Source organism: Flavobacterium sp. FlaQc-30 (assembly GCF_044005885.1).
Taxonomy (GTDB): domain Bacteria; phylum Bacteroidota; class Bacteroidia; order Flavobacteriales; family Flavobacteriaceae; genus Flavobacterium.
Window position 1 is genome coordinate 177670 of record NZ_JBIPCO010000002.1, and the last position, 18405, is coordinate 196074.

Below are 18405 nucleotides of genomic sequence, written 5' to 3' on the forward strand. Positions count from 1 at the left end.
ATTTTATTAGTGCTAATTTGTGAAATTTGTGTTTGTTTCTTATTTGCTTAATTCTTGTAAAGTCTTTAATGCTGTCAATCCTTTTCCAGACAATAAACTTTCTTTTGCTAATTCAAATCCTTCTTTAGGAGAACATTTTGTAACAGTCGAAATTGCCATTGCTGCATTGGCACAAACCACATTATTTTGAGCTTCGTTTCCTTTTCCTGAAATAATATTGGTGAATATTTCTGCTGATTCTTCGATGGTTTTTCCGCCTTCAATTTCGGTTTGTGATAAAAGACGAACGTTAAAATCTTGTGGATTCAACATTCCTTCCATATGACTTGTTATAATTTTTGTCGGACCAGTTAAAGAAATCTCATCGTAGCCGTCAAGCGAATGCAAAATGGTGAAATTTACATTGGTATTTTGATATAAATAAGCATACATTCTCGCTAATTCTAGATTGAAAACACCAACCAATTGGTTTTGCGGAAATGATGGGTTTACCATTGGCCCCAACATATTAAAGAATGTTTTTACTGCCAATTCTTTACGGATTGGCCCCACATTTTTCATCGCTGGGTGAAATAGGGGAGCATGCAAAACGCAAATACCTGCTTTATCGATACATTTTTCTAAAAAGGAAGGATCGTTGCTAAATTTAATTCCCATTTTTTCCATTACGTTGCTTGACCCTGAAATGGATGAAACACCATAATTTCCATGTTTGGCAACTTTAATTCCAGCTCCTGCCGAAACAAATGAAGCTAAAGTGGAAATATTAAAAGTGTCTTTTCCGTCACCGCCCGTTCCGCATAAATCGATGGTGTTGTAAGCTGATAAATCAACGCGAATACACAAGTCTAATAAAGCTTCACGAAAACCCGAAAGTTCATCGATTGTTATGCTTCGCATCATAAATACGGTCAAAAATGCCGAAATCTGACTTGGATTGTATTGACCGCTTGAAATATTAATCAATACGTTTTTTGCTTCTTCTTTAGTAAGCACTTCGTGATTGATTAATTTGTTTAATATAGTTTTCATTTAATTTAGTCTTAAAGTCATAAAGTCGAAAGTCTTAAAGTCTTCTTATTTTTGACGTTTATTTTTAAAATTGATTAATGTTTTTTAGTTTTAATAGGAAAGACTAAGTTTTTAATATTTGACTTTATGACTTTCGACTTTAAAACTTTTGACTAACTTCTAATCCAATTCTCTAAAATCCTTTTACCTTTTGGTGTCAGTACACTTTCTGGGTGAAACTGAACGCCTCTTACATCAAATTTTTTGTGACGTAAAGACATAATTTGTCCGTTTTCGTCAACAGAAGTAGCTTCAAGAACTTCTGGCAGATTGCTGTCAACCACCCACGAATGGTATCTTCCAACTTCAAACTCATTTCCTAAGCCTTCAAATAAAATTTCATCTGAAACTACTGTTTTTACATTTGTAGCAACACCATGATATACTTTGTCTAGGTTTGAAAGTGTTCCGCCAAAAACTTCTCCAATTGCCTGTTGTCCTAAACAAACACCAAGAATGCTTTTTGTTGGTGCGTATTTTTCAATTACTGCTTTTAATAGACCAGCTTCATCTGGAATTCCAGGTCCCGGAGAAAGTAAAATTTTATCAAAAGATGCGATTTCGTCAATTTCGAATTCATCATTTCTGTAAACGGTTACTTCGCAGTTTAAATCTTCCAAATAGTGCACTAAATTATAAGTGAAACTATCGTAATTGTCTATAACTAATATTTTTTTCATTTTTTTGAGGTTCTAAGTTGCTAAGGTTCTGAGGTTCTAAGTTTCAGTATCTTGAAACTTGAAACAAAGAAAACTTGAAACTAAATTTTCTTATTTTTCTCGAACGTATTTTTCGACTATAATTCGATCAACGCCTAATTTTTCTACTTTTTCGATTCCTTTTTGAATCAGTGTATCATTTTTGATTTTTACTGTAAATTCAAATTTGTTGTTTTCCCATTCTCTATTATTAAAAAATTCCAAATTCTCAGTGTAAGTACTGTCTTTTAATGTGTACTTTCCGCCGCCGCCAAAAAATAGTGCGGTACTGTCTTTTCCATTATTTAAATCATGATTGAAAAAAGCAAAATGGGTGTCATTTATAATTTTAATCATTTTTGTTTTTGAATTGAAAGTAGAAAACGTAGAGTCTTTTTCAGTCGTTTCAGCTGATATAAGACGCCAGGTTCCTGATATCGGAATCAAATTTGATTCTTTTTTCGTTTCACAAGATGTAAATAATAAAACTGCAACAGCAAATGGAATTAATTTTTTCATAGTTTTTTGTTTATGGTTTATAGTTTATGGTTTTGTCAATCTTTGTCTCCAGCGGTTGAAACCGCTGGCTATATTTACTTAGCTTTTTTATGATCGTTTTTCAAATATAGCCCGAGATTTCAACCTCGGGAAACGTATTGTGGGCTATATTTTCTCAGCCATTTCTAAGGCGGTGTTCAATGCTCTTAATTTGTTGTAAACTTCCTGCATTTCACTTTCTTCGTCAGAACTTGCTACAATTCCAGCGCCTGCCTGACAATGTAATTGATGGTTTTTGCTAAGGAAAGTTCTAATCATAATAGCATGATTAAAATTGCCTTCAAAATCCATGAAGCCAATTGCGCCTCCATAAAAATTACGGTTGGTTTTTTCGTAATCTTCGATTAATTGCATCGCTCTGTGTTTTGGTGCTCCGCTTAAAGTTCCTGCTGGAAAAGTATCTGCAACAACCTGCATTGTAGTTGCTTTGTCGTGTAAATGTCCTGTTACTTTTGAAACTAAGTGAATTACGTGCGAGAAAAACTGAACTTCTCTGTACTTCTCTACATTTACATCATGACCGTTGCGGCTTAAATCGTTTCTTGCCAAGTCAACTAACATTACGTGTTCGCTGTTTTCTTTTTTATCTTCAGAAAGTTCTTTGGCTAAAAGCGCATCACGTTCGTCATTTCCAGTTCTTTTAAAAGTTCCTGCAATTGGGTGAATTTCGGCTTTTCTGTTTTTTACGATAATTTGTGCTTCTGGTGAAGAACCAAATATTTTGAAATCTCCATAATCAAAAAAGAATAAATAAGGAGATGGATTAATACTTCTTAAAGCTCTATAAACATTGAATTCATCGCCTTTAAAACCTTGTGTGAAACGACGCGATAAAACCAATTGAAAAACGTCACCGCGGAAACAATGTTTTTTAGCTAAAGCGACATTATGTTTAAACTCTTCATCAGTTAAGTTTGAGAAACCTTCGCCTTCTTTAGTGAATTTATAAGAAGCAATATTTCTGGACTGAAGTAATTGTTCAATTTCTGAAATGTTATTTCTTCTATCAACACTATGGCAGAATATATAAGCTTCATTTTTAAAGTGATTGATCGCAATTATGTTTTGATATACAGCATAAAATACATCTGGAATTACAGTTGCATCGTCTTTTTTTGCAATTGAAACTTTTTCAAAATAACGAACAGCATCATAAGAAATGTATCCAAAAAGACCGTTATTGATAAATTTGAAATCATTTTTTTCTGATTTAAATTGACTTGAAAATTCCTGAATTACTTCTGGAATATTAGTTGTCGCATCAATAGAAATTTGTTCTGTTGTTCCGTCAGGAAAAGTTTTTGAAATGATTTCATTTTCAATTTTAATTGTTGCAATTGGATTGCAGCAGATGTAAGAGAAACTGTTGTCATTTCCATGATAATCACTACTTTCTAGTAATAAACTGTTTGGGAATTTGTCTCTTATTTTAAAATAAATACTAACCGGCGTAATCGTGTCAGCCAGAATTTGTTTATAATGTGTATTGAGTATAAAAGGTTTCAAAGTATGTTGTTTTATAGTTTTTAATTTCGTTTTTTGCTTAAGTTTTTATCAAAAAAAAAGGCTTGTCGTGATGACAAGCCTTTTATATTTATAGTTTTACAGTACCATAGGAAGCTTCGTTCACGACGTTTGACGTAAATTCTTCCACCACCAAGTATTGTTCATTATTGTTTTCATTTTCTTATTTTGATGTCACAAAGATATAAATGTAAATTGGAATAGAATACATAAAAATTCAAAAAAATCTTTTCTAAATTTAGAAATTTGTTAAATTTTAAAATTCAAATCTAGCTTAAGACCTTAATTTCCAATAGCCAGCGTGTTGTTTACATTTACTCTAAAATCTGGATTACTTTTAATATTTGGAAGCATAAAAAGCTCTGTATTTTTAGATTTTGTGTATTCTATGTTTGATTGGGCAGTGTTATAATAGTTCTGAATTATCGAATTACTGGCAGAAGATTCACTTGTAATACCACCTGTGCAATTGTTTATAATTAAGTTTTTAAAAGTTAGTTTAGACAAATTTACTTCGCCGTTTCCAATATTTCCTTCTAATAAAACAAAAGGAGAGAAGCCTGAAACAATACTGTTGTTTAAATTGAAAAAGGTGTTCTCTCTCACATAAATAGATTCTCTCACTAAACCTTGATTGTTTTCCTCGAGATTAACTAGGGTAACATTGTTTGCGTTTATCTTAGTCATCTTTTTTGTCATGTCCGTATTTTCAATTTTATCGTATGAGTCAACTTCAAAGCATCTTGATCCTGAGATGTCTGATGAAAACGGATGACGAATTGCAATACTGTTATTAATATTGATTTGTGCACCTTGTGTAAAATCAAAATCATCATCAGTAGTTCGATAAGAAATAAGATTGTTTAGGTTCAAATCACCTCCGTAACATTCAAAAGAATCATCATTTGAATAGCTGATTTGTATATTGCTTAAAGTGGTTTTTCGTCCAACACCAGCCAGTGAAAGTCCGTTTAACTCTTTTAAAGCACTTAATTTACGACCAGAATATTCAATTCGCACATATTTTAAAATTCCAGAATTATCCTCAGCATCAGAACCTCCATAGTGATTTAACATAGGTTCTAAATTGAAAGGAAGAATGTGAACACCGCCAAGTGCATTTATAGGTGCTTTGCCTAGAATGATAATTCCACCCCAGTCACCTGGACGTCTTTCCGAGATTTCTTTGTTTGATGTAAAAACGATAGGATCCGTTTCAAGACCTTCGGCCATAATTTTGGCTCCATTTGTTACTACAAGTGTACCGCAGGTTTTATCATCTCCTCGAATAACAGTTCCAGGTTCGATTGTTAAAGTGGCATTGTTTGTAACATAAACAACGCCAACTAATTGATAAGTATTTCGTTTGACTAATTTGGTGTCTTTGTCAATATTTCCTGCAATAATATTGGTAGCTTCATTATATTCAGTATTTGCAGGTTTAAAGTTAGTCCAATTGTTCATCCAGTTTGTGCTGCCAAAAATCCCTTTTGGCTGCTGTTGCGCTTGAAGAAGAAAAGCATTTAGAAGTGTAAAAAGTACAATATGTATTTTTGTTTTCATAACTACGATTTTGATTTCTAGTTTTTGATTTTTAAGATGCTCAAAAGTAGAAGCCGAATGTTAATCAAAATGGCTGTAGTTATTATGAAAGCGTTATTGCAGTATTAAGAACGTTATGTTTTTGAAAAGTTTAAAAGAAAAAACCCTAACAGAATCAATCTGTTAGGGTTTTTCTTATATATGAATTAGTAAGTCTTAAATTAGAATTTTAAAGCTACAGTTAATTCGAAATCGTCATTGATAGTGTTGTCTCCTAAGTTTTGGAAGAAGTTACCAGACTTGTATTTGATATCGTATTTAGTTCTGTCAACTTTAAATGCAGTTGTTGCAGTGTTTCCTTTTACAGTGATATCAAAAGTTACAGGTTTAGTGATTCCTTTGATAGTTAAATCAGCAGTTACAGTATAAACGTCAGTTGCTTTAGCTCCGATAGTTTTGAAAACTAATTTTGCAGTAGGGAATTTATCAGTTCCAAAGAAATCGTCAGCTTTCAAGTGACCGTTTAATTTTCCTTGGTATTCTCCAGTTAAGTCAGTTGCAGTTAATGAAGTCATATCAACTGTAAAACTTCCTCCAGTTAATTTTTTTCCTTTGAAAACTACAGCTCCTTCTTTAAAGTTTACTGTTCCAGAGTGCTCTCCAGTTACTTTTTTACCTACCCATTTGATAGTAGATGCTTTTACATCGATTTTTTTAGTTTGAGCATTTACTGAAATACTAGCCGCTGCTACGAATAATGCTATTGCAATTATTTTTAAATTTTTCATGTTGTTAAAATTGATTTTGGATTAATATTAATAATTATATAGTGATAAATAACTCCTCTTGAGATTTTCTAACTTTTTTGTAATGTTGAGCTTCGTCCTCCTCATGTCTGTAACCTACAGTTGCGATAACAGCAGCATTTAAGCCTAGTTCGTCGAAACCTAAAATTTCATTGAATTGTGCTGGGTTGAAACCTTCCATTGGTGTAGCGTCGATTTTTAATTCAGCAGCAGCAGCCAATAAAGTTCCTAAAGCGATATACGTTTGTTTTGAAGTCCAGATATTTTTAGCCTCTTGCGATAAGTTTGAGATAACTCCATTCATCATATCTGCAAATCCGCCTAAAGCTTCAGTTGGAAGACCTCTTGTTTCGCTGATGTTTTTAATGTAAGCAGCTACAGATTCTGGTCCTGCATTTAAGTCATTTGCAAAAACAAATAGATTAGAAGCATCTGTGATTTGAGTTTGTCCCCAAGCTGCAGCTTTTAATTTTTCTCTAATTTCTGGGTTTTCTACAAGAACAACTTTAAAAGGTTGTAATCCGTATGAAGAAGCAGCTAATCTAACAGCTTCTTTTAATGTATTTAAATCTGCTGCAGATATTTTTTTAGTAGCATCAAACTTTTTTGTTGCATATCTCCAGTTCAAATTGTCTAATAATGTGCTCATAATATTAATTTTGTTGGGTTCTGTATTTTTCTAATAATTGATTTAATAATTCTAATTCTTCAGGACTTATATTCTTCGCAAATGCACGTTCATGTTCATCTACTTTCGGATCTAATTCTTTTAAAACATCTAATCCTTTCTGCGTGATCAAAACTTCAATTTTTCGTCGATTATCAGGACAAACATTTCGAGTAACAAATTCTTTTAGTAATAATTTGTCTACTAATCGTGTTGTGTTACTTGTTTTTGCCAGCATGCGTTCCTGTATAACACACATATTGGCAGGATTTCCTTTTTGTCCTCTTAATATGCGCAGTACATTATATTGCTCTCCGGATAAATCATACTGTTTTATCAACTCGTTGAAATGATCCTGAATCACATTCTGTGTGTACATGATATTCAGAATAACTTTTTTCGCATTATCCATCTTAACTGTACTCTTAATTACCTCTTCGATTGTCATAGTTGTAAGTGTATAATTTGTATATACAAATGTATGACTTTTAATAGTTGTATATACAAGTGTCATGTTAAATTTTTGTTAATTGAATTAAAACGAGTAAATAACTTGATATACCCTATAGAATTAGTGCAAAAATAATATTTATTTTTTTAAGTTCTGAATTATCGTTATTGAAGTTTTTAAGATGTTGGTAATGATGTTTTTATGTTTCTGATGCTTAAAGTAATTGGCTTTAACATAATGTAAAATTTTATCATCAGGGCGTGCCACCATCCCGGTAAGAGGGCAAACTTACTTTGCGCATATACGCCCTCTTATCAGGATGCTGTCGGGCTATCCATACTGCTTCGGCAGTTTATTCCTATCCCTCACGCGAGCGTAATCGCATTAAATTAAGTTTTTTAGACAACTTGATTTAGATTTTTTTCGGTAAAAACGTTGATTTTTGCGTACTATATTTATGAATAGCCTTCTGATTCAGCTGGAGGTAATTAGTATGCGCAGTAATAAGGCTTTAGCCAAATCAGATATTTTTGGCTAAAGCCATTCTAATAGTAAACCCGACAGGTTTCAAAAAACCTGTCGGGTTTGAATATCAAAACGTAAAAGAATTAAAACTAAAATAGAGTAATTAATTAAGTACCAAATATAAAGCGGCCGCTAAACCAGATCCAATTATTGGTCCTACAATTGGAATCCAGGCGTATTCCCAATTACTGCTTCCTTTTATAGGTAAAAGCGCGTGTACAATTCTTGGGCCTAAATCTCTGGCCGGGTTTATGGCATAACCTGTGGTTCCTCCAAGAGACAAACCAATTACCCACACTAATATTGCTACCGGAAGTGCTCCAATCGTTCCTAAGCCAATTGCGGCATTAGAATCGGCTGCAATTTTTAAACTTGGTCCCGCAATATAAAAGATTGTAAAAATTAAAACGAAAGTGGCAATTATCTCACTGATTAAGTTGGATACATTATTTTTGATCGCTGGTGATGTAGAGAAACAGGCGAGTTTTGTTCCTTCATCTTCTGTTATTGCAAAATGATCTTTATGAGATAACCAGACTAAAAAGGCTCCTGACATTGCGCCAATCATTTGTGCCAGAACATAAGAAGGAACTAAATTCCAATCAAATTTGCCAATAAGAGCCAAACCGAGCGTAACGATAGGATTTAAGTGTGCTCCGCTAATTGGTCCCGCAACAGTTACACCCACAAAAACAGCAAATGCCCAAGCGGTAGTGATAACAATCCAGCCTGAATTATTTCCTTTAGTATCTTTAAGTACAACGTTTGCAACAACGCCGTTACCTAATAAAATCATTAACATTGTGCCTAAAATTTCTGCTGTAAAAGGAGTCATATTTTTGTTTTTTAGTTTTATTCTTCAATCCAGTTTGATGCGCGTCCAACAGCTTTATCCCAATTTTTCACAAGCTTATTTACTTCTGATTTATCCATTTTAGGAGAAAACACTTTATCTATAGACCATTGTTCTTGTAAATCATCTAAGCTTGACCAATAACCTACGGCAAGTCCTGCTAAATAAGCAGCTCCTAAAGCTGTTGTTTCCAGTATTGTTGGTCTGGTAACGTTAGATCCAAATATATCAGATTGAAATTGCATTAATAAGTTGTTGGCGGCTGCACCTCCGTCAACTCTTAATTCTATTCCTTTATACCCAAAATCAGCCTCCATAGCTTTAAGTAAATCATTTACCTGATAAGCGATTCCTTCTAGAGTTGCTCTTGCAATATGTGCATTTGTGGTGCCTCTGGTTATTCCTACTATTGCACCTCTTGCGTATTGATCCCAATACGGAGCTCCCAATCCAGTTAAGGCGGGAACAAAATAAACGCCTCCATTATCTGGTACGCTGCTGGCTAAACTTTCGATTTCATCAGATCTGCGAATCATTTTTGCACCATCTCGCAGCCATTGTACGGCGGCACCTCCTACAAATACACTGCCTTCTAGAGCATAAGTAGTTTTACCGTTAATTTTCCAAGCAATTGTAGTTAGTAAGTTATGGGTCGAAAAAACAGGTTTTTCACCCGTATTCATTAACATAAAACATCCCGTTCCATAGGTGTTTTTTACCATTCCTGAATTGGTACATAACTGACCAAAAAGTGCTGCCTGCTGATCTCCCGCAACTCCGCTGATAGGAATTTTTGTTGAAAATAGGGTAGTGCTGGTTTCACCATAAATTTCACTGCTCTGTTTTACTTCTGGCAGCATAGCTCTCGGAATATCAAACAATGCTAATAATTCGTCATCCCAATCTAAGGTGTTAATGTTAAATAATAAAGTTCTGCTGGCATTAGAAACATCCGTCATAAATAATTTACTTCGGGTTAATTTCCATATCAGCCAAGTATCTACAGTTCCAAAGCAAAGTTTTCCCTGTTCTGCTTTTTCGCGTGCTCCAGCAACATTATCTAAAATCCATTTTACTTTGGTTCCAGAAAAATAAGCATCCAGAATAAGTCCGGTTTTTTGCTGAATCATTTCAGTATGTCCCTGTGCTTTCAGTTCGTCACAATATTTTGCTGTTCTGCGATCTTGCCAGACAATTGCGTTGTAAATAGGTTCGCTTGTTTCGCGATCCCAAACGATCGTAGTTTCTCTTTGATTAGTAATGCCAATTGCGGCTATTTCTCTGCCCGAAATTCCAACTTTAGCAATTACCTCGGCAGCTACACTAACTTGTGAAGACCAGATTTCATTCGGATCATGTTCTACCCATCCTGGTTTCGGGAAAATTTGCTCAAAGGGCTTTTGGGAAATACTAACCGTTTCTCCCTTATGATTGAAAACAATGGCTCTTGAAGAAGTTGTTCCCTGATCCAGTGCTAAAATTAATTTGTCCTGCATGGTTTATATATTCTTAAGTTAGTAATAGTCTATTGAAATTCTTTTAAAAGAAAACCTCTCGAAATTCCTTTAAAGTTTGAAATCTCTTTGTGTATCCAAGCTTCATCATGTCCAAGTTCTTTTGCCAGTACTCTTGCCACTTTTTCTGAAGACTCAATTGCTGCTCTGGCATCTAAAAACAATAAACGTACACGTCTTGCTAAAATATCATCAACGGTTCTTGCCATTTCATATCGAATTGCCCAAACAACTTCTGCCATTGTAAATTCATGATCCGGATGAAGTTTTTCTTTTAATTCGGGTTCGTTTTTTTGTAATTCTAGTATTTCAGCAACATCTGAACCGTAGATGTACAAATGATTCATTCTGTCTAAAGTTGTAGTAGGTTTATTTCCATGAATAGAAAGATGTTGTGTAACGCAAGGCTTATTAGGTAATTTGCCTTTTTTGATTGCTTTATCTATAATGTCTTCAGCGATTTTTCTGTATGTTGTCCATTTGCCGCCGGTAATGGTTATTAAGCCGGTTTCTGAAACTATAATTTTATGACTTCTAGAAACTTCTTTGGTGCTTTTTCCTTCCTCTTCTGGAGCAGCTAAAGGACGTAAACCTGCAAAAACAGATAAAACGTCGGCTCTTGTTGGTTTTTTAGCTAGAAAACGCTGCGCATTTTCCAATACAAATTCAATTTCGCTTTCAAGAGCAATAGGTTCCAAACTGTGTTTTCTAATTAAGGTGTCAGTTGTACCCACTACAATTCTGTTGTGCCAGGGTACCGCAAACAAAACTCGTCCGTCGCTTGTTTTAGGAATCATCAAAGCGTGATCGCTTGGCAAAAATGATTTGTCAAATACAAGATGAATTCCCTGACTTGGAACAATATATTTTTTGTAAACCGTATCGTTCAGTTTCATAATGGCATTTGTAAAAACGCCGGTTGCATTAATAATTGCAGCACCTTTTATTTTGTAATGATCACCCGTTTCATGATCTATTGCTTCGACACCGATAATTTGGTTTTTATCATCTTTTAATAAGTTTACAACTTTAGCATAATTTAAAAGACAAGCTCCTTTTTCTACTGCAGTTTGAGCAATGTTTATAGCCAAACGAGAATCATCAAATTGTCCGTCATGGTAAATAACGCCATTTACCAAACCTTTTTCTTCTACGGTTGGAAGCATTTCGATTGTTTTTTTCTTCGAAATATATTTTGATCGGCCTAAGCTTAAACGTCCAGCCAACAAATCATAAATAGTCAGTCCTGTAGTATAAAAAAGTCCTCCCCACCAATTGTAATTGGGGATTACAAAAGATTGATTTTTAACTAAGTGTCCAGCATTTTTAGCTAGTAAACCTCTTTCTTTTAGGGCTTCTATAACCAAGTGTATATTTCCCTGTTCTAAATAGCGAACTCCGCCGTGAACTAATTTAGTACTTCTGCTTGAAGTTCCTTTTGCAAAATCGACCGCTTCAAGTAAGATTGTTTTATAACCTCTGCTTGCCGCATCAAGAGCAGTTCCAAGACCGCTTGCTCCACCACCAATTATAATTACATCCCACTGTTCAGTATTTTTTAATTTCGACAATTGTTCTGAGCGTTTCATATAGTATCGATTTATTGGTGTTTTTTGTAAGATAAAATCTTATATAGTAAACTTAATAAAACTTAATGAAACTAAAATGAAGAAATACTCTTAATAAGAAAATTTGTCTGTAAAGAAGCTGTGAACCTTAGTTCTGGAAAAAATAAACCCGACAGGTTTTAGAAATCTGTCGGGTTTATAATATGTGAAAAGAATTTTATTTAATGAGGAAGTTTGTCCTTAATCAAACCATAAAACCAAGTTCCTGCAATGGCACTTAATAAGGTTACTGCAATTACAGTTGCGCCAGTACCAATTTGAGCGAAAAGCGGCCCAGGACAAGCTCCAGTAATTGCCCATCCAAAACCAAATAATAATCCGCCATAGATTTGTCCTTTACTGAAAGTCTTTGGCTGAATTTCGATTTTCTCTCCTTGAAGGGTTTTAATATTGAATTTTTTAATGATAAAAACAGATATAACACCAACAACAACAGCGCTTCCAATTACGCCATACATGAAGAATGATTGTAAATGAAACATTTCCTGAATACGAAACCAGCTGATGATTTCTGCTTTTACGAATACAATTCCAAAAAGAATTCCAACAATAAGATATTTAAGATTTGCGAATCCTGAATCTTTTATTTGACTTCCGTTGATTCCTTCTGTGTCTGTATTTTTATTTTCTAAATTGCTCATTTTTGAAATTTTAAAGTGAAAGAATATAAGGTAAAATCAAAAGTGACATTACAAAACCGCCAATCATAAAACAGATTGTTGCTACTAATGAAGGCCATTGTAAATTTGAAATTCCCATAATCGCGTGTCCGCTCGTACATCCGCCCGCATAACGCGTTCCAAAACCAACTAAAAATCCGCCTACAACAATCATTATAAATCCGCGAAGCGTTAATAAACTTTCCCATGAGAATAATTGCGCTGGAACTAAACCAGAATGATCTGTAATTCCGTAAGCCGCTAATTGTTCTGAAAGTTCAGGAGTAATTTGAACTGGATTTGGATTAGAAAGGAAAGAAGCAGCGATAACTCCGCCAAGAAAAATTCCGAAAACGAAGAATAAATTCCAACTTTCTTTTTTCCAATCGTATTTAAAAAATGAAATATTTGCCGGAATACAAGCCGCACAAATATGACGAAGCGAAGAACTAATCCCGAAAGATTTATTTCCGATTATCAATAAAATAGGAACTGTTAAACCAATTAAAGGGCCTGAAACGTACCAAGGCCAAGGTTCTTTTAAAATTTCTAACATATTTTTAAGGTTCAAAGGTTCAAAGGTTCATAGGGGCAGAGGTTCAAAGGTTCAGATTCAAAGAAATAACTTTGTTCCTTTGAACCTTTGCCTCTCTGTACCTCAAATTTATTTTAATACTTTGCTTTGACAAACAAAATCTGATTTTGGAACTTCTGTTTTTGAGATGGCTCCAAAACCGCCGTCAATTTCAGAAAAATTTCTAAATCCGCGTGCTTGTAAAATCGAAGCCGCAATCATACTGCGGTAACCGCCCGCACAATGCAGATAAAAATGTTCATTTGGGTTAATGTCTTTTACCCAGTCATTTATGTAGGCAAGAGGTTTGCTGTAAGCATCTTCAATGTGTTCAGCTTCATACTCAGTTTCCTTTCGAACATCAATAACTTTATCTTTTTTAATGTCGAATTCTTTTGAAAATTGTTCTGCAGAGATTCTGTTTACAGTATCAATTTCAAAACCAGCTTTCTGCCAAGCTTCAAAACCGCCTTCTAAATGTCCGATAATCGTATCGAAACCTACACGGCTTAAGCGTGTAACCGTTTCTTCTTCAAGACCTACTTCAGTTATCAATATAATAGGTTGTTTTACATCGCCAATTAAAGTTCCAACCCACGGCGCAAAATCACCATTGATTCCAATATTAATAGATTGCGGAATAAATCCTTTTGCAAAATCACCGCTTTTGCGAGTATCTAAAATCAAAGCTCCAGTTTCTTCGGCAACAGCCTCAAATTCTTCAACTTTAATTGTTTTCATTCCGTTATGCAAAACCGTTTCAAAGCTTTCGTAACCACCTTTGTTCATCGCTACATTCATACTGAAATATGCAGGAGGAGGCAATAAACCATCAGTAACTTCTTTAATAAATTCTTCTTCGGTCATATTGGCACGCAAAGCATAATTGGTTGCTTTTTGATTTCCAATAGTCGAAACTGTTTCTTTGCTCATGTTTTTTCCACAGGCACTTCCTGCACCATGCGCAGGATAAACAATTACATCATCTGCCAGAGTCATGATCTTATCTCTCAGCGAATGATACAAAATTCCTGCTAGCTGATCTTGAGTCATTCCTGCTGCTTTTTGAGCTAAATCAGGACGGCCAACATCACCTATAAACAAAGTGTCGCCAGAAAAAATGGCGTGATCTTTTCCGTTTTCATCAATCAGTAAAAAAGTAGCGCTTTCCATAGTATGTCCTGGAGTATGCAGTACTTTTATAGTTACTTTTCCAATTTTAAATTCCTGACCGTCTTTTGCAGAAATGCAGTCAAATTCGCAGGCAGCGTTTGGTCCGTAAACAATAGGAGCTTTCGTTTCTTTGCTTAAATCAATATGTCCAGAAACAAAATCAGCGTGAAAATGTGTTTCGAAAATGTATTTCAATTTTACCTGATCGCGTTCAAGACGATCTAAATAAGGTTGAATTTCTCGTAATGGATCAATAATCGCGGCTTCGCCGTTTGAAGTAATATAATAAGCACCTTGTGCAAGGCATCCGGTGTAAATTTGTTCTATTTTCATGATATGAATTCTAAAAATAAGGGAAGACAAAGGTAACCTAGTTTTTTATTAAAATGGGTGACTAATGTTACAGAAATTTGATTTTGTCTAAAAAAAGGAATTTTTACCACATAAGTGATATAAGTAAATTTAAGGCATGCGTAATCTGCGTTTTGCTAAAATGAACTGATATAACTTATATGGTGGAAAAAAATCTATGTAATTTTACAACTGACGAAAATTATTGATATGAACACAGGAGACTTATTAGATCAAATTGCTTTTATAAAAGAAATTGATAAAGTAAAATACATTCAGCGCAAGACAAAACTATTTAACAGCGATCGATGTGAGAATGATGCAGAACACAGCTGGCATTTAGCTTTAATGGCGATTGTTTTGGCAGAACATTCAAATGAGCCAATTGATGTTTTGAAAGTGGTAAAAATGGTTTTGATACATGATATTGTAGAAATTGATGCTGGTGATGTTTTTATATATGATACGGTAAAAAGTCATGATAATACTGATGAGGAACGATTGGCGGCGAATCGCATTTTTGGTTTGCTTCCGAAAAGTCAAGCTGAAGAATTAATTTCTATTTGGGAAGAGTTTGAAGCAGGACAAACTAACGAAGCTAAATTTGCAAGATCTATGGACAGACTTGAGCCTTTATTGCAAAACACTTCTAATAACGGCGGAACTTGGAAAGAGTTCGGCGTGAAATATGATAAAGTTTACGAAAAGAAAAGCGTCATTAAAAATGGTTCACAATCTATATGGAATTACGCCGAAGGTTTGATTAATGAAAGTGTTGAAAAAGGAATTTTAGAGAAATAACCAATAACAACCACGCAATCAAAATTAAATATAGCCTGCGGTTTTAACCGCAGGAAACTTATCGAATATGCATTGTGTTCACGTGGTTGAAACCACGAGCTATGTTTAAGCACATAAATTTATACGCAATATTGTCATTTCGACCGAAGGGAGAAATCACACACGAGATTCCGCAACGTATATTTCTATTCGTTGTAGAAATTCTAGTGTGATTTCTCCTTTGTCGAAATGACAAATAGAGACACACTCATCATAAAGCATAAGTGTAATTCATACTTTTAAATTGTTGAAAAGTTTAACTAATATTGGGAGATAAACTTTTTTTTAAGAGGCTTTGTTCGGGTTGTAATGGTTAAATTTGTGGAACTTCATAAACAAATTACCACTTATGGAAGAAATGCTCTTTTATGACCGAATGCAATTTGCCTTCACCATTACTTTTCATTATCTTTTTCCGCAGCTTACAATGGGACTTTCCTTGATCATTGTGTACTTCAAATGGAAATATTTAAAAACTAAAAACGAACAATACAATCACGCCACCCATTTTTGGATGAAAATCTTTGCCCTCAATTTTGCAATGGGCGTTGTAACAGGAATTCCAATGGAGTTTCAGTTTGGAACGAACTGGGCAAAATTCTCTGAATTAACAGGAGGAATTATTGGTCAGACACTTGCCATGGAAGGAATGTTTTCATTTTTTCTAGAATCTTCTTTTCTAGGTATATTTTTATTTGGCGAAAAACTTCTTGGGCATAAATGGCATTTTGTAACCGGATTATTAATCTGCATTGGTTCTTGGGCGAGCGGATTTTTAATTATCGCAACACATTCGTGGATGCAGAATCCTGTAGGTTATGAAATTCTTGAAAACGGAAAATTTGTGCTTAATAATTTTCAAGCTTTGTTCTTAAATCCGTGGCTTTGGCCTTCATATCTTCATAATCAAGCGGCTTCTATGGTAACAAGTTCATTTGTTGTTGCGGGAATTGGGGCTTTCTATATTTTAAGTAAAAAGAATATTTCTTTTGGGAAATTGTTCTTGAAAACGGGAGTGATTTTCGGATTGATTTCGAGTATAATCGTTGCAATGCCAACGGGAGATTTACTGGCGAAAAATGTTGTGAAATACCAACCGGTAACTTTTGCTGCAATGGAAGGAATTTTTCATACCGAGAAAAAAGGTTCTGAAATTGTTTTAATTGGTCAGCCCGATGTAAAAGATAAAAAATTGGATAACAAAATCGCAGTTCCTAATATTTTAAGTTTCCTGACTTATGGAAATTGGGAGCAGGAAATAAAAGGTCTGGATCAGTTTGAAGAAGATCTGCATCCAACTAATATTTCGGGGTTATATTATGCTTATCATATTATGGTTGGACTTGGAACAGTATTTATCGGCTTAATGATGATTTCACTTTTTCAATTAATCAGAGGGAAATTGTTTGAAACCAAATGGATTTTATGGTCGTTAATGTTCATGATGCCATTTCCGTATATTGCCAATACAACGGGTTGGTATACGGCTGAATTAGGAAGACAGCCTTGGCTTGTTTACAATTTAATGCGAACTGCAGCTGGTGCGTCGCCAACGGTTTCATCAGGTAATACCTTGTTCACACTGCTTGGTTTTATTGGTTTATACCTTTTACTTGGCATGTTGTTTTTGCTTTTGATTGGAAAAATTATCAATAAAGGCCCTCATCAAGATGGCATAACTGAAAATATATAAGTATGGAATTTTTTTGGTACGTAGTTTTAATGGGAATTTTGGCTGTTTATCTGGTTTTAGACGGTTATGATTTTGGAGCAGGAATTATTCATTTATTTTTTGCAAAAACAGAAAAGGATAAAAAAGCAATTACAAGTGCTATTGGTCCGTTTTGGGATGCCAATGAAGTTTGGCTGATTGCGGCTGGAGGTGTTTTATTTTTTGCTTTCCCAACTTTATATGCTTCTTCTTTCAGCGGATTTTATCTGCCTTTGATTATGATTTTGTGGCTTTTGATTTTTCGTGCAATCGGACTTGAAATGCGCGGGCAGATTCATCACCCAATGTGGGAAACAATTTGGGATAAAGCTTTTGGGATTGCAAGTTTACTTTTGGCGCTTTTCTTTGGGATCGCTTTAGGAAATATTGTTCGTGGCGTAAATCTCGGAATGGTGCAAAACGGTGTTTCTACACAAGAAGCGCATTTTTTCTTTCTGCCTTTGTGGAATCCAACTTTTAGTCCTCAGGCAAGTGAATTGGGAATTATAGATTGGTTTACGCTTTTTCTAGGTATTGTGAGCGTTGTGGCGCTAACAATTCATGGTGCAAATTGGATTATTTACAAAACAAATTCAGCTTTGAATCCGCAGCTTAAAAATGTAGTTTTTAAACTGAATATTGTACTCTTGGTTTTAGTTTGTATCTCTTTGCAAATTTGGCATTTTATAGAGCCTAAACCGTTTCATAATTTCATAGAAAATCCTATTCTTTGGTTTTTCCCGCTTTTGACTTTTGTTGGAATTTTAGGATTGTTTAAAGTGCGCTCGTTTAAAAAAGATGGTCACGGATTTTTGTTTTCAACCTTGTTTTTATTAGGCGGATTTGCTTCAACAGCGGTTTCAATTTTCCCAAATGTTTTGCCTTCAACAAATAATGTGAATCCTTCGTTAACAATTTACAATACCGCAGCGCATGAATATGGATTAAATGCAGGATTGAGCTGGTTTTTTATAGCACTGTTTTTAGTTGTCATTTACTTTATTATTCAGTATAAAGTTTTTAGCGGAAAAATGGATGATATTGGGTATGGGGAGCATTAAGATGTTTTTATAGCCACGACCCGAGCGATAGTGAACTGGCGAAGCAATTGCACTAATTTTCACGAATTAATTATATGAATAGCCTCCAGTTTTACCTGGAGGTTTTTTTATTCAGAACAATAAAAGAGATTCAATCAAAAACTGGATGACCATGTTTTACATAAACTGGACTATAAAGTTGTTTGATCTTTAAGATATT

At 34.5% G+C, this 18405-nt stretch carries 17 protein-coding genes; 3 read left to right on the top strand and 14 right to left on the bottom strand.

Features of this window, described 5'->3' with window-relative positions; translation table 11 throughout:
- Positions 1-39: 39 nt before the first annotated feature.
- The 14 genes from trpD to ACHRV0_RS06210 form a co-directional block, all read right to left on the bottom strand.
- Positions 40-1032: an anthranilate phosphoribosyltransferase gene (trpD, locus tag ACHRV0_RS06145; protein WP_129024280.1), complete on the bottom strand. Its 993-nt coding sequence runs from the start codon at positions 1030-1032 to the stop codon at positions 40-42.
- Between the two features lie 152 nt (positions 1033-1184).
- Complete coding sequence (locus ACHRV0_RS06150) at positions 1185-1751, bottom strand: aminodeoxychorismate/anthranilate synthase component II (RefSeq protein ID WP_129024281.1); 567 nt, start codon at positions 1749-1751, stop codon at positions 1185-1187.
- Between the two features lie 90 nt (positions 1752-1841).
- Positions 1842-2288, bottom strand: a complete 447-nt coding sequence (locus ACHRV0_RS06155) for a hypothetical protein (protein WP_129024282.1) — start codon at positions 2286-2288, stop codon at positions 1842-1844.
- Positions 2289-2432: 144 nt separating this feature from the next.
- Positions 2433-3833, bottom strand: coding sequence for an anthranilate synthase component I family protein (locus tag ACHRV0_RS06160; RefSeq protein ID WP_395440218.1), 1401 nt, complete (start codon positions 3831-3833; stop codon positions 2433-2435).
- A gap of 300 nt (positions 3834-4133) precedes the next feature.
- A complete protein-coding gene (locus tag ACHRV0_RS06165) occupies positions 4134-5414 on the bottom strand; it encodes a hypothetical protein (RefSeq protein WP_395440219.1) in 1281 nt (426 codons plus the stop codon).
- A gap of 200 nt (positions 5415-5614) precedes the next feature.
- Entirely contained in the window at positions 5615-6181 is a 567-nt protein-coding gene (locus ACHRV0_RS06170; RefSeq protein WP_395440220.1) for a YceI family protein, read from the bottom strand.
- 34 nt (positions 6182-6215) lie between these two features.
- A complete protein-coding gene (locus tag ACHRV0_RS06175) occupies positions 6216-6848 on the bottom strand; it encodes an NAD(P)H-dependent oxidoreductase (protein ID WP_129024285.1) in 633 nt (210 codons plus the stop codon).
- A 4-nt stretch (positions 6849-6852) separates the two neighbouring features.
- Positions 6853-7314 (bottom strand): MarR family winged helix-turn-helix transcriptional regulator, encoded by a 462-nt coding sequence (locus ACHRV0_RS06180; protein ID WP_129024294.1) that lies wholly within the window; start codon positions 7312-7314, stop codon positions 6853-6855.
- A gap of 631 nt (positions 7315-7945) precedes the next feature.
- Positions 7946-8677, bottom strand: a complete 732-nt coding sequence (locus ACHRV0_RS06185; protein ID WP_395440221.1) for an MIP/aquaporin family protein — start codon at positions 8675-8677, stop codon at positions 7946-7948.
- Positions 8678-8694: 17 nt separating this feature from the next.
- Positions 8695-10191 carry a glycerol kinase GlpK gene (gene glpK / locus ACHRV0_RS06190; RefSeq protein WP_395440222.1) on the bottom strand — a complete coding sequence of 499 codons (1497 nt, stop codon included), beginning with the start codon at positions 10189-10191 and terminating at the stop codon, positions 8695-8697.
- Between the two features lie 29 nt (positions 10192-10220).
- Positions 10221-11798, bottom strand: coding sequence for an FAD-dependent oxidoreductase (locus ACHRV0_RS06195; RefSeq protein ID WP_395440223.1), 1578 nt, complete (start codon positions 11796-11798; stop codon positions 10221-10223).
- Between the two features lie 200 nt (positions 11799-11998).
- Positions 11999-12478: a DUF6691 family protein gene (locus ACHRV0_RS06200; RefSeq protein ID WP_129024289.1), complete on the bottom strand. Its 480-nt coding sequence runs from the start codon at positions 12476-12478 to the stop codon at positions 11999-12001.
- Between the two features lie 10 nt (positions 12479-12488).
- A complete protein-coding gene (locus ACHRV0_RS06205; RefSeq protein ID WP_395440224.1) occupies positions 12489-13052 on the bottom strand; it encodes a YeeE/YedE family protein in 564 nt (187 codons plus the stop codon).
- Positions 13053-13160: 108 nt separating this feature from the next.
- Positions 13161-14576 carry a rhodanese-like domain-containing protein gene (locus ACHRV0_RS06210; protein WP_395440225.1) on the bottom strand — a complete coding sequence of 472 codons (1416 nt, stop codon included), beginning with the start codon at positions 14574-14576 and terminating at the stop codon, positions 13161-13163.
- 228 nt (positions 14577-14804) lie between these two features.
- On the opposite strand from ACHRV0_RS06210, the gene ACHRV0_RS06215 reads away from it, so the two are divergent.
- The 3 genes from ACHRV0_RS06215 (at position 14805) to cydB (ending at position 18206) form a co-directional block, all read left to right on the top strand.
- Complete coding sequence (locus ACHRV0_RS06215; protein ID WP_395440226.1) at positions 14805-15395, top strand: HD family hydrolase; 591 nt, start codon at positions 14805-14807, stop codon at positions 15393-15395.
- Between the two features lie 388 nt (positions 15396-15783).
- A complete protein-coding gene (locus ACHRV0_RS06220) occupies positions 15784-17127 on the top strand; it encodes a cytochrome ubiquinol oxidase subunit I (protein ID WP_395440227.1) in 1344 nt (447 codons plus the stop codon).
- A 2-nt stretch (positions 17128-17129) separates the two neighbouring features.
- A complete protein-coding gene (gene cydB, locus ACHRV0_RS06225; RefSeq protein ID WP_395440228.1) occupies positions 17130-18206 on the top strand; it encodes a cytochrome d ubiquinol oxidase subunit II in 1077 nt (358 codons plus the stop codon).
- Positions 18207-18405: the final 199 nt, after the last annotated feature.